This is a genomic window from Sporomusa sp., assembly GCF_035561255.1.
Classification (GTDB): domain Bacteria; phylum Bacillota; class Negativicutes; order Sporomusales; family Sporomusaceae; genus Sporomusa.
Genome location: NZ_DATMXX010000152.1, coordinates 17,961 through 31,163, shown reverse-complemented (window position 1 = coordinate 31,163; position 13,203 = coordinate 17,961). Strand labels below are relative to the sequence as shown.

12 protein-coding genes and 1 other annotated feature are annotated in these 13,203 nt (G+C 47.0%); of the genes, 1 reads left to right on the top strand and 11 read right to left on the bottom strand.

Annotated elements, in window-relative coordinates; translation table 11 throughout:
* Positions 1-75: 75 nt before the first annotated feature.
* From aroH to leuS, 10 genes are all read right to left on the bottom strand, one after another.
* Positions 76-435, bottom strand: a complete 360-nt coding sequence (gene aroH, locus VN379_RS08830; protein ID WP_325532902.1) for a chorismate mutase — start codon at positions 433-435, stop codon at positions 76-78.
* Between the two features lie 96 nt (positions 436-531).
* Positions 532-846, bottom strand: coding sequence for a hypothetical protein (locus tag VN379_RS08825; protein WP_325532900.1), 315 nt, complete (start codon positions 844-846; stop codon positions 532-534).
* A gap of 26 nt (positions 847-872) precedes the next feature.
* Positions 873-1,355, bottom strand: coding sequence for a HyaD/HybD family hydrogenase maturation endopeptidase (locus VN379_RS08820; RefSeq protein WP_325532898.1), 483 nt, complete (start codon positions 1,353-1,355; stop codon positions 873-875).
* An 11-nt stretch (positions 1,356-1,366) separates the two neighbouring features.
* Positions 1,367-2,089, bottom strand: coding sequence for a Ni/Fe-hydrogenase, b-type cytochrome subunit (gene cybH / locus VN379_RS08815; RefSeq protein ID WP_325532896.1), 723 nt, complete (start codon positions 2,087-2,089; stop codon positions 1,367-1,369).
* Between the two features lie 21 nt (positions 2,090-2,110).
* Positions 2,111-4,003, bottom strand: coding sequence for a nickel-dependent hydrogenase large subunit (locus VN379_RS08810; protein ID WP_325532894.1), 1,893 nt, complete (start codon positions 4,001-4,003; stop codon positions 2,111-2,113).
* A gap of 22 nt (positions 4,004-4,025) precedes the next feature.
* A complete protein-coding gene (locus VN379_RS08805) occupies positions 4,026-5,156 on the bottom strand; it encodes a hydrogenase small subunit (RefSeq protein WP_325532892.1) in 1,131 nt (376 codons plus the stop codon).
* 354 nt (positions 5,157-5,510) lie between these two features.
* Positions 5,511-6,503, bottom strand: a complete 993-nt coding sequence (gene nirJ2 / locus VN379_RS08800) for a putative heme d1 biosynthesis radical SAM protein NirJ2 (RefSeq protein ID WP_325532890.1) — start codon at positions 6,501-6,503, stop codon at positions 5,511-5,513.
* A 7-nt stretch (positions 6,504-6,510) separates the two neighbouring features.
* Complete coding sequence (locus VN379_RS08795; RefSeq protein WP_325532888.1) at positions 6,511-7,683, bottom strand: radical SAM/SPASM domain-containing protein; 1,173 nt, start codon at positions 7,681-7,683, stop codon at positions 6,511-6,513.
* A gap of 328 nt (positions 7,684-8,011) precedes the next feature.
* Positions 8,012-8,335: a thioredoxin gene (gene trxA / locus VN379_RS08790; RefSeq protein ID WP_325532886.1), complete on the bottom strand. Its 324-nt coding sequence runs from the start codon at positions 8,333-8,335 to the stop codon at positions 8,012-8,014.
* A gap of 27 nt (positions 8,336-8,362) precedes the next feature.
* The gene (gene leuS / locus VN379_RS08785; protein ID WP_325532884.1) at positions 8,363-10,843 is read right to left on the bottom strand and encodes a leucine--tRNA ligase; all 2,481 of its coding nucleotides are present in this window, start codon (positions 10,841-10,843) and stop codon (positions 8,363-8,365) included.
* Between the two features lie 51 nt (positions 10,844-10,894).
* Positions 10,895-11,104, bottom strand: a binding site (T-box leader).
* 109 nt (positions 11,105-11,213) lie between these two features.
* Here leuS and VN379_RS08780 point away from each other — a divergent pair.
* Positions 11,214-11,618, top strand: coding sequence for a hypothetical protein (locus VN379_RS08780; RefSeq protein WP_325532882.1), 405 nt, complete (start codon positions 11,214-11,216; stop codon positions 11,616-11,618).
* A 71-nt stretch (positions 11,619-11,689) separates the two neighbouring features.
* On the opposite strand, the gene VN379_RS08775 is transcribed toward VN379_RS08780, so the two are convergent.
* Positions 11,690-13,066 carry an aminotransferase class V-fold PLP-dependent enzyme gene (locus VN379_RS08775; RefSeq protein ID WP_325532881.1) on the bottom strand — a complete coding sequence of 459 codons (1,377 nt, stop codon included), beginning with the start codon at positions 13,064-13,066 and terminating at the stop codon, positions 11,690-11,692.
* Positions 13,067-13,203: the final 137 nt, after the last annotated feature.

Genomic DNA, 13,203 nt, shown 5'->3' with positions numbered 1-13,203 from the left:
GCATTGACATCTGGGGGTTAATTATTAAGGCCTGCTTTGTAATTTGACAAAGCAGGCCTTATCAGTACATTTTTTTTATAGCTTGATATCCTGACGCAAGCTGGTAGCGTCATGCAGGTAAACATGTTTAATATCCCGCTGCCGGGTATCGGTATTCCAGAGAATTAATACACGAATACAGAGCGGTACTGCCTCCGGACACTCTATTTCCTGTGTTCCAAACAAGGGCACCTGTGTCCAGCCTAGCTTTCTCGCACCGGCCGCTGGAAAAGCAGCAGTCAGGTCAGGGGTCGTACTAAAGATTACAGCGCCAATATCCTCAATATCTATTGCATTTTCCTGGACTATTGCCGAAAGAAGCTCAGCCACGCGTTCAAAGATCTCTTCTCGAATGTCGGCTGTAACAGTTGTTGCACCACGAATACCGCGTAGCATGGTCACCACTCCTAGATAAGTATTAGTCAAGGTTACAGTATACAATATACGCGCAAAAATCGTTTTTTCCTGCTACTACTGTAAATTCCTTTGCTATTAAACGCTTTTAGCTGGTTTATTGCAGTGGCAGGAGGCGCATAAATGGCACTGCCACCAGCCACATTCCGGGCAGACGGAATTTGCCGGGGTAAGCTCAACATACTGACCTTGTTCGTACTCTGTCCAGCAAAAAGTAGCCCCTGTTAGTTTCTTTAACCTGACAGCCCGGGTATCTACCCACAGTTTTTGACCTAAGACAGTGATTAACAACTCATGACAGCTCTTTTCCTGATTATACCGGTAATCTTCAGCCTGAAAAAGCTCAGGTTCCTCCTTCAGTGTAAGAACAACGTTGAGAACACTGTAATTCACAGCCCCACCTCCCGCATTTGTAATACCTATGTATGCGGCAGGCAGTTTATACTCCAGGAGCGCAAAATATCCACTACCCGGACGGCAGTCACGGCCACACCTGGCTGCACCGTTTCACTCAGTTCCAGGCCAACATCAATGACTGCCGGTTGAATACCGAAAATGACAATATCCTGAACAGGCTGTTCCAAAAGCTCCAGGGCGGCGAGTACATCCTGAATCCCCAGTTCGTGCAGTGACACCTTGTTTTTGAAATAGGCTTTGACGTCCTCATTGGCAAACCGGTATAATTCACCAGGTTCTCCACCACCATTTACGGCATCAATAATCACTAACCTGTCAGCACCGGTGATAAATCGCAGCAGTTCCATCCCCAGCGTACCACCATCAAGAACCTGAACATTATCGGGAAAGCGATAGCGCCGGGTGAGTTCCTCAACCACCCGGACGCCAAAGCCTTCATCCTGCATTAAGATATTACCGACACCCAGTACAATAATTTTCTCCATATTTGAAGCTCCTATTTTGCCGTAGTTTTCTTAGTGTCTGTTATATCTCCGATATCATCAGGCTCTTCCTCCATATATTTGACACCTGAGAACATAGCCGAGACCTCGCCGCCCTTTTCGGTTAAGTCAGCCCTGATCGCCATATACACATGGACAATGACAAACAGGATGATAAACCAGGCAACAAAATGATGAATAATATGTACCATATATTCATTAACAAGCCAGTTGTTAAACGGACCAAATACTTTTGCCAGAAACCGGTTGGGCTCAATCATGTAATACATCGCAAAGCCGGTAAAGGCCTCAATGAGAAACATCAGATACACAGCTAAATAACCGGACCTGGCCAATGAGTTCCGCAAATAAGGCCGGTGCTTACCGCGCATAAGCATATAGTGCATCTGGGTATCAATCATCCCGGTCCAGTATAGCTTGCTCCAGGGCTTTGGCAGCAACCTGTCGCCAGGGTTAATAATAAAGCCGTAAATCCGGGGAATAAAGGAGATAACAAGCACATAGCCGGCGATAAAGTGGATATAACGGATCATTTCCATTGATAAAACATTGTTAACAGCAAAGGTTGGCTCCATTCCCTGGGTCCCCAGAAAAAAGGGGTTGCCAATATAAAGCCCGGTAATAAACAGAATAAATACACATATTACCATAACCCAGTGGAAAATCCTCGTCCATGGGCTAAACAGGTAATAGGGTTTCATAGCGCCTTGACGCATGACCGGTATTCCTCCTTTTTTTTACAAATACGGGTCTGTGCGGACTACTGTAAGCTCCTTACCCTTGCTGTCATACAGATGCGTAGCGCAAGCTAAACAGGGGTCAAAAGAGTGAAGAACCCTCAGTATTTCAAGCGGTTTTTCAGCAATTTTTACTTTAGTGTCGATCATGCTGGATTCATAGGCACCATAACCGGCTTTGCTGTCCCGCGGACAAGCATTCCAGGTGGAGGGAACGACAGCCTGATAGTTGTCAATTTTACCGTTTTTAATTGTAACCCAGTGGCTCAGCCCGCCGCGGGGCGCTTCGTGCAGGCCAACCCCTTTAGCCTCTTTCGGCCAGGTAGCCGGGTCCCAGGTAGCCGTATTAGCTACGGTGGTGTCACCTGCTTTAATACTGTTAATAAGCTTGTCAAAGAAATATTTACTTATGTAGGCATTTAACTGGGCATCTAAGCCGCGTATCGCTGTCCGGCCAACAGTGGTCGGCATCCATTTTTCCGGCGGCAGATTCAACACTTTGGACACAGCCTCAATTTGATCGACAATCATTTTCTCTGCCCAGGTCGGCTCCTGAATAATCCCTTGTTTAATTTTAGTATAAATAACAATATATTTAGCTAAAGGGCCAACCTCAGCCATCTTACCATTCCATTTTGGGGTTTTAATCCAGGAATATTTGCCGGCTTCGTCAAGATATTTCCAGTTAGTCTTGGTACCCTCTTTGGGTCCGGTATACTGGGGGCTGGTAACCCCGCTCCAGGGGTGAAGGTCTTTGCCGGCCTCAGGATAACTATACCAGGAATGCTCAATACCCTCGGCCAAAACATTAGGATCGCTTAAATCTTTGCCTTCCAGCGGATAGAAGGTAGCCTTAGCCACACCCTGGCCAAAGTTTTCTACAACGCCGTTCGATTTGATTAACAAGTTTTTAAAGTAGTCGCCATTCGAAATACCGGTATAACGCTCGTCCGGGTAATCGCCAAACGACAATACCCGCTGTCCTGCTAAGCCACCGCCATCAACAAAACCGGCTTTAACAAACAGGTCGCCAATAGCCAGCACATCAGGCACATAAAAATTATTTACCAGGTCGATACTCAGGTTAACCGATGTATCGACAACTGCCAGCCGTTCAGTGTTGACCGGGGCATTCATATCATTCATGGATATCGAGCAGGGCATCCCGCCGACAATATAATGGGGATGGGGGTTTTTCCCACCGAAAATAACATGGGGAATTACAATTTCGCGCTGACGGTCAAGCATATTGAGATAATGGGAAACAGCCATGAGATGAGCCTCTGGCGGCAAGACGTCATAGTCGGGATGATCCCAGTAATGACCGGCAAATATGCCTAGCTGCCCGCTCTCAACAACCTTTTTAATTCTGTTTTGGATTTCTCTAAAGTATGCGGTGGTTGCTTTAGGAAATTCTTTGGCGTACGCATGGGTATCAAAACCAACAGGTCCCGCCAGTCCCAGGCTGTATTTATCCAGGACGGTATTCTGGATAGCCGCAGTTGCTGCCGGATCGGCTTTGAGCGCGGCAACCGGACTTACCCAGTCTAAGGCATGCAGGTGGTAAAAATGGACGGTATGATCATGCACCGTTTGTGAAGCGGCAATTATATTGCGGATATAGTTAGCGTTTTTGGGTATTTCAATACCTAACGCATCTTCAACGGCACGCAGGCTGCCTAACGCGTGCACGGTAGTACATACACCACATATTCTCTGGGCAAACATCCAGGCGTCACGCGGGTCGCGGCCTTTTACGATCAGTTCAATCCCCCGCCAGGCAGTACCGCTTGACAATGCATCTTCCACTTTGCCGGTAGCTTCATCAACCTTTATCTCAATCCGCAGGTGGCCTTCAATTCGGTTTATGGGGTCAACAACTATGCGTTTCATCTAAGCCCTTCCTCCTCGTCCGCTATTCATTATCATTACTGTGTTCAGGCTTATTCTCCTCAGTAGCTTCCTGCGATTTTTCCGCTTTGGACTCATGCATCTTATGCTGGAAATAGGATGCCACACCATGAGCTACAACCCCGGCAGTAGTCACACCAGCTAAGACAGCGCCAACCTTATCGGCATTGGCAATAGTATTAGGGACAGGAATATTGGGCAGCCGCTCATAGAACGGATCATTATCCCAGAAGTTGTTTGCCGCACAGGCTACACAGGGCGCACCTGATTGGATAGGATAGCTCATACCATTCCACCAGCGCATATTGCCGCAGGAATTATAGGCCTCCGGCCCCCGGCAGCCTACCTTGTACAGACACCAGCCAGCCTTACTGCCTATATCATCAAACTTCTCGACAAACATACCGGAATCAAAGAAGGGGCGGCGGTAACAGGTATCATGAATGCGGTTACCGAAAAACTGTTTGGGGCGCCCCTGATTATCAACAGGCGGCAGCTGCCCGAATAAAATATAATGCATAATGGTGCCTGTCAACACCTCTGGAATCGGCGGGCAGCCAGGCACTTTGATAATTGGCTTGCCACTAACAACTTCACTGACTGATACTGATTTAGTAGGATTGGGTCTGGCAGCCTGAATACCACCCCAGGCAGCACAGGAACCGTTTTCAATAATGGCTGCCGCATTCTTAGCGACATGCTTTAATGTTTCAAGAATTGGTTTGCCGCCAACCATACAGTATATACCGTTTTCTGCAGTAGGTACAGCACCCTCAAAGATTAAGACATATTGACCTGAGTAGTTTTTGATCGTCTCTTCCAGTTGGTGTTCTAGCTGTTCACCGGCTGTAGCTGCTAAAACATCCATATATTCAAGAGCAATCATGTTCAACACAAGGTCTGATGCCAACGGCGTCTGTGAGCGGATAAATGTTTCATCACAGCCTGTACATTCATGACCGTGGAGCCAAATCACAGGCAGCAACGGTTTCTTATCGGCTGCTTCAATAACCTGGGGTATAAATTCAGTGGATAGGCCCATAATGCTGGTCAGGGCCACGCATGTTTTCAGGAAGTCGCGGCGACTCACATTTTTCTTCTGGAACAATTCCCAAAGGGTATCCCGCTTTTCCATAGTCCCCCCCCTTAAAAATTAGTATTGGCAAATAATCCTTAATCTGGTATTCTGTTTTTTCACTCAGTTTTCCTGTTATATTTGAGGCAATATTTAAATTTATTATTTATTAAAAAGCGAGATTGCTTCATCGTATCATGTGCAATGACATTTTTCCTTTTAGTCATTGTAAATGATAGCGTGGCAATCTCGCCCGCGTTCGTTATATTGGCACTAGTATGGCCATGCTCGCTGTAATCGGTCAGCTTTAATTAGATTTCCATTCTGAATAGCGTTTATACCTACCTGTCATAAGTCAGCTTGACCCCTGTTTAACAAAAGAGAGAATGCCCTATAGCATCCTCTCTTTTAGTTTCACTTATCTCTAATACCCCGGCTGCACCAGGGTTCTTCTGCCAGATAATCCCCTTCAGAGTAATAATAGGCTCTGGCCCGGCAGCCGCCGCATAAACTGTCAAAACCACAGGAACCACAGCCGCCTTTAAGAGGCTCGTGGCGAAGCTCCTTGAATACCTGACTATCCTGCCAGATCGCATCAAAGGCTGTTTCCCGCACATTGCCAACTCGCAGCGGCAGGTAAGGACAGGGCTGGACATCGCCGTTTGGCAGTATTACGCAGTAAGTAGTCCCGGCCAGACACCCTCTGGTATAGCGCATAGGTACGCCCCGCTCTTTGGCAATACGCATAAATTGCGGAGCACACGTCGGTTTTAACTCGATCGAGGTGGCTGCCTGTTTATCAAGGATACGTGTCAACAGCGCTTCATACTGGGCTGTCTTCAGTGTCGTATCTTCAATATCTTTCCCGCGGCCTGCCGGCACCAGAAAAAAGATATGATGAGCCACAGCACCAAGGTCAACAGCCAGGTCAGTAAGATCAGTCACTTCGTTTTCGTTCCAGTTGCTTACCGTGGTGTGGATTTGGAAAGGCAAGCCCGCTTCCCGGCAGGTTTTTATACCTGCCATAGTCTGTTCCCAGGCACCTTTCAATCCGCGAAAGGTGTCATGGCGCTCAGGATCGCGGCTGTCCACACTGATACCGGCGCACATCAAGCCGGCAGACTTGAGCCTGCCAGGCACATCACCGGTAAGCATAATACCATTTGTCCCGAGAACAGGTCTCAGACCAACTGAAGCAGCATAGGTGATCAGTTCATAGATATCAGGCCGCAGCATGGGTTCCCCGCCGCTAAAGATCATAATCTTAAAGCCGGCTTTCGCGATCTCGCTAAGCAGTTTTTTGCCTTCGGCGGTACTTAACTCATCTGTCCGTTTAGCACCGGCATCACGGTAACAGTGCACACAGTTAATATTACACTGTTGGGTGGTATTCCATGAGATTATCATGTAGTAGTTACTCCTTGTAGTCAGTAAGATAGCAAGCTGGATCTTCACTCCACAGGTCGCCTGACACTGCTTCGGCCCTTATCCGGCAGCCGCCGCAAAAGCTCTTATACCGGCATTCACCACAACGACCGGTGACATAACTTGGTTTATCACGCAGCTTACACAAGAATTCATCTTGATTATTCTGCCAGATTTCACTAAATGACTGTTTGCGAACATTGCCCAATGACTTATGCCCCCAGAATTGACAGGCATGAACCTCTCCCTGTGGGTCAACATTAGCCATTTTCTGCCCGGCTGAACAACCGCCATGCATAGACAAAAGCTCTTTAATCTCCGGCACACGTTCAGGCTGAGTGCGTTCAAAGTATTGCAGGATATAGATACCATCAGCATGATTATCTGTAGTAAGGATCTCAACCTCAATCCCACGCTTGTGGAAATCAAGCGTCCGTTCAATCAACAGTTCAATGGTCTGGCGCTTCTGTTCCGGTGTGGTGTCAAGTTCAGCCATTTCCTTGCCACGTCCGGCATATACCAGATGATACATACAAAAACGGGGGATCTTCTCACGTTCAACAATGTCTAAAATATCAGGTAACGTGTGATAGTTAAGTTTATTTACCGTAAAGCGGATACCGGTCTTATTACCAGCCGCGATTGAGTTGCGAATCCCGGCAATCGTTTCCTGAAAGGCGCCTTTTTTGCCCCGGAAATAGTCATGAACTTCTTCGCTGCCATCTACGCTGACACCAACATACTGGAAGCCGGTAGCTTTAATACGCTTGGCTGTCTCAGGTGTAATAAGAGTGCCATTTGTCGAGATCACCGGGCGAATCCCTTTTGTAATTGCATAGGCGCCCAGCTCAAACAGATCATACCTGACAAGCGGTTCACCACCGGAAAACAGCAGTACCGGCACCTTCATTGCCGCCAAATCGTCAATAAAGGCTTTGGCTTCGGCAGTTGTAAATTCTCCGGCATAGTCACGGTCTTCAGCACAAATATAACAGTGCTGGCAATTCAGATTACAGCGATTAGTCGAGTTCCAGACAACAATGGGGGTTGCGTCTGAAGAAAATTGAAGCATCTGAGGCGGCAAATGCTGAGAACTGCGGCCATATTTTACGATGTCCGACACGGTAGCTGTGCCGCAAAGCAATTTAGTGCAACCTATCATCTTTATTTATGTCTCCTTAGCAATTAAGTTTTACTGACATTTTCGACATGTCTCAGGGTGTTCCCTGCTAACAGGCAAACTTTCATACTATTACATAAAATCAGGCTAGTTTTACTTATATACGCATTAAAGTTTTGCAGGCGGGTGGTGTGTTGGCAAAAGCGGCAGTCCAGCACCAGCGGTGGAGCGTTGTCAATGGCCACCCGCCTGCGCCTGCAAACCTCTTTCTACGTGATATATAGTTTAATTATGTCAAATTTTACAGACTAATACAAGTTAGAACCCAATAAAAACTCCTGGACTGTAGTCCAGGAGTTTCAATCTTACATCATAACGCTTTTTCCAGCGTATCCCCGATATCTTTTTGTGGGCGGAAACCGGTAATCCGGCCTACCTCACTGCCAGCTTTAAAAACGATCAGGGTAGGGATACTCATCACATTGTATTGACTGGCCAAGTCTTGCTGCTCATCAATATTTACCTTAGCCACAACAGCCCGTCCCTCAAATTTTTTAGCAACCGCTTCAACCTCCGGCGCTACCATTTTACAGGGGCCACACCACGGCGCCCAAAAGTCTACCAAAACAGGTTTGTCAGATTTGAGCACTGCATCATTAAACTGTCCTGTGCTTGCTATGTTTAATTCACTCATTTTTTCCGCCTCCTCATATTATTATTGCTATTTTACAACAATATTAACCAGTTTCTGCGGTACACATATAACTTTAACAACCTGCTTGCCTGCAATGAGCTCCTGAACTTTTCCCTGTCCCAGGGCTGTCTTTTCCAGTTCTTTAGCACTCAGGCCAAACGGAACAACAACCTTGTCGCGAACCTTGCCATTAATCTGAAGTACTATTTCAACCTCTTCCACTTCCATAGCGGCAGCCTCGAAGGTTGGCCACAGCTGCTTGTGCACACTGCCCTCAGCAATGGTTTCCTGCCACAGTTCCTCAGTTACATGTGGCGCAAACGGTGCAAGCATCTTTAAGAGCCCGGACACTACTTCCCGGGCCAAACCAGTTTGCGGTGTTACCCCCTGCTCCTTAAGTGCATACATTGCATTTACCAGTTCCATAATGGCGCTGATGGCTGTATTGAAGTTAAACCGTTGCCCAATATCTTCGGTTACCCGCTTGATGGTTATGTGCAGGATACGGCGCAGCTCTTTCTCTTCTTTGCCGAGTTGTTTGGGATCATAGACATCAGCTTCCGCATTGACAAGCGGCGCATAATAACTGACAATCCGCCATAAACGCCCTAAGAAGCGGTATGCCCCCTCAACCCCCTGATCACTCCACTCCAGATCGCGCTCAGGCGGCGCAGCGAACAGGATAAACATTCTGGCAGTGTCGGCACCGTACTTACCAATAATTTCTTCAGGTGAGACTACATTACCTTTGGACTTCGACATCTTGGCCCCGTCTTTGATAACCATCCCCTGGGTCAGCAGGTTCTTGAACGGTTCATTGACATTAACCAGACCGGCATCCTTGAGCACCTTAGTAAAGAAACGCGAGTATAAAAGGTGCAGTATAGCATGCTCAATACCGCCGATATATTGATCCACAGGCATCCAGTAATTGGCTTTGTCAGGATTGAACGGTTCATCAGTGCTATGGGGGCTGGTATAGCGGAAATAGTACCAGGACGAGCAGATAAAGGTATCCATGGTATCGGTTTCACGCCGCGCATTGCCGCCACACTTGGGACAGGTGCAGTTAATAAATTCTTCAGCTTTGGCCAGCGGCGATACTGACCCACTGGCAAAATCAACGTTCTCAGGCAATAAAACCGGCAATTGGTCTTTTGGTACAGGTACTGTACCACAGTCCGGGCAATAGATGACAGGAATGGGAGCACCCCAATAACGCTGACGGGAAATAAGCCAGTCGCGCAGCCGGTAGTTAACGCGGCGTTTGCCAATACCCTGCTTTTCAAACCATTGCGCGATTCGAACCTTACCTGTTTCATTATCCAGACCGCTGAATTCACCGGAATTGACCATCGTTCCCTGACCGTCAAACGCTCCCGCCATCTCACCTAGACTAAGCTCTTTGCCTGCTGGTTGAACTACAACCTTTTTGGGTAATCCATATTTGCCCGCAAACTCCCAGTCGCGCTGGTCATGCGCCGGTACGCCCATCACAGCCCCTGTTCCATATTCTACCAACACATAGTTTGCTACCCAAATAGGCACTTGTTCACCAGTAAAAGGATGGAGGGCGTATGACCCGGTAAAAACACCCTCTTTTTCGGTTTCATTTGATGTGCGGGCGATCTCACTTTGGCCCCGGACACGTTCAATAAAGGCTTTAACAGCCACTTCTTCCGGTTTGCCGGGGATAAGCTTGTCCACTAAGGCATGTTCAGGTGCCAGCACAATGTAACTTACACCAAAAACAGTGTCATGCCGGGTAGTGTATACGGCAATTTTGTCGTCAATCTCAGGAACAGCAAAACTAAATTCAGCACCCTCACTGCGGCCAATCCAGTTTTCCTGCATGGTTTTAACGCGTTCAGGCCAGCCTTTAAGGTCAGCCAGGTCGGTTAAAAGACGATCGGCATAATCTGTTATTTTAAAGAACCATTGTTCAAGATCTTTTTTTATAACAACTGAGTCACAACGCCAACAGCGACCATCAACAACCTGTTCATTAGCCAGTACCGTATTGCAGTCGTTGCACCAGTTTACTGCAGCTTTCTTTTTATAGGCTAAGCCGCGTTCCAGGAACAGCAAAAACAACCACTGTGTCCAGTGATAATATTTAGGGTGACAGGTAGCGACTTCACGATCCCAATCATAGGATAAGCCCAGTTCTTGCTGTTGGCGGCGCATATTAGCAATATTTTCCCATGTCCAAGACGATGGATGAATGCCATGCTTGATAGCGGCGTTTTCGGCTGGCATGCCAAAAGCATCCCACCCCATAGGATGCAGCACATTATAGCCTTGCATTACCTTAAATCTGGCAACAACATCGCCAATTGAGTAATTACGTACATGACCCATATGCAGGTTGCCTGACGGATAAGGAAACATTTCCAGAACATAGTATTCTGGACGCTGGCGATTAATTGTTGTGCTGAAAGCATCGTTTTCAACCCAGAGTTTTTGCCATTTGGCCTCAATCTCGCGTGGCGAGTATTTTTCATTCATCGAGTAATTCAATCCCCCTCGGACAGATAGTAAAAAAGTCCCGTGGCTAACGCCAGGGACGAGACTTCTCGCGGTACCACCCTGCTTGATGACAGTTGTCATCCACTCTTTAGCCTGTAACGCCGGCCTGCGTCGACCGCTGTTAGAAGTTCACAGTCGCTCCTCAGCAGTGAGTTCAGGTATAGTACAGATTGGCTCACAGCAACCGCCAACTTTCTGAACTGCACATATAGACTTACTATTCTGCCTCTACAGATTTGTATGTTCCATTATATAGCAATAAATTGCAAAAGTCAACTTGCGGCGATACTGACAAAAACTGTTCTATATCAGGTAAATAGTCATACAATAGTTCATAAGGAGGTGCATCATGTATAAGCTTATTATCGGCAATGTCAGAGTTACTGTAAATGATGACAGTATTAAGCGGGAGCAGGCCGCCGCATATGCCAAGCAGGCTATTTCCACCGCCGGCCAGCAAGGCAAGTTGCTTTCTCATGTTGAGCTGAGTGCCGGCCTGGACGGTATAGAGGTCGCCAGCACTGAAAAAGCCGGTTGCCGCATGGTCAGGAAAAGCATCAAACAAAGCATGTTTGATGGAATCTTGGATGCCGCCAAAGAAAAACTTTATCCCACTGGAACCTTTTCGCAAAAGGAATTGTGGTTTGACAGCGAGACAGGCCAGGAATGGCGTGGCGTGGAGGTGGACACAGCCCGCGCGGAAGTTCTGGCTAAGTTAGAGGAATGGATCAAGTCAATCAGTTCTAATAATTAAATGAATGCGCAGTTAACTACGCAACAAAACCACTCAGAATTCCGCAAACCGGAATCTAAGTGGTTTTGTTATTAGCAGTAGAAATCCGCCCGTTTGCCATCGCCGCCTGGGCGATTATGCTCCAATACATAGCTGTATTTATTGGCATAATACTGGCGCTGGCTGGCAATGTGTGATAATAGATCAAGAAAAACCTCAATCTCACTAATCGTGTTATAAATGCCAAAACTAATCCGGACCAGCCCTGGCAGCTTTTTGTCATCATGGGTTTGATAGTATTTAATCTCTTCATCACTGAGCCGCAGTAGTTTTTCAACATAAGGATGGGCGCAAAACAAACCGTTACGAACAGCTATGCCCGCTTTCTGGGACAAGATTTCAGCAATCTGGCTGTGATGCAGCCCCTCCAGGCTGAAAGATACCAGGCTTACCCGGGCCTCAGTCCCATCCCTGATACTATATAACGTAATGCCCGGGATGGTTAATAACCCGCTAATAGCATAGTCAATCAGGCGCTGTTCATAACTATGAATGCTGTTAAGATTTAGCTTGGACAAAGTCTCTATTGCGGTGATAAGAGCCAATACACCCATCATGTTGGGGGTACCTGCTTCACACTTGGCAGGTGGGTCATCCCATTCAATAGACTGTTGTGACACCAAACCTACAGCGCCGCCGCCCTGATAAACCGGAATGGCATTATCAAAGGTTGCTTTCGGCCCAATGAGGACCCCAGTGCCAAACGGCGCATACATTTTGTGTCCTGAGAATGCCAGGTAATCAATGTGTTCTACCGAATCAGGCGGCCGCATGTTAACAGAAATATGCGGCACCCACTGAGCACCGTCCACAAAAATCCGGGCTCCGTATTGGTGAGTCAACCGGGCAATCTTATGAATGGGATTGATATAACCGGTAACATTGGAAGCACCGGTGACGGCCACAAGTTTTACCCTACCCTCGTAGGCCTGCAGCTTTGATTCCAAACTTCTTAAAGATAGTCTGCCTGCCTTTGTTAACGCAATATAGTCTACAGTGAATTTATCCCGCCAGGGCATATCATTGGCTAAATGCTCCATATCAGTTGTTAAAACAACCTGTTCTTTTTCGGCAGCTAAGGCATAAGCTAGCATATTGATTGATTCAGTGGTATTCTTAGTAAAAATTACGACATCCCGTTTATCGGCATTAACAAACTCTCTAACGACTTCTCGCCCTTGTTCATAAAGGTCAGAGCATACAATTGACTTATACCCCTTACCGCGATGAACAGACGCATACCAGGGTGCAAATTGAGTAATTTCCCGTATTACTGCAGAAAGCGGCGGCGTAGTGGCCGCGTTATCAAAGTTAATCCCTGTAACATACTTACCATTTGCTAAAGGTATTTTTACATCAGTCCCGGCCACTAGGTTCCGGAAACTGCTGCCTGGGTTACGATAAATCATATTTCCCCCCCGCTTTTACAATAATCTAAGCGAATACGCCGTCGATATAATGTATGCTAATTGCCAAGCCCGGGGAATCGCAGTGCAGGATTTTTATCTGCAGTTAGATAATTTATTATAGTTATAATGAAACGGGA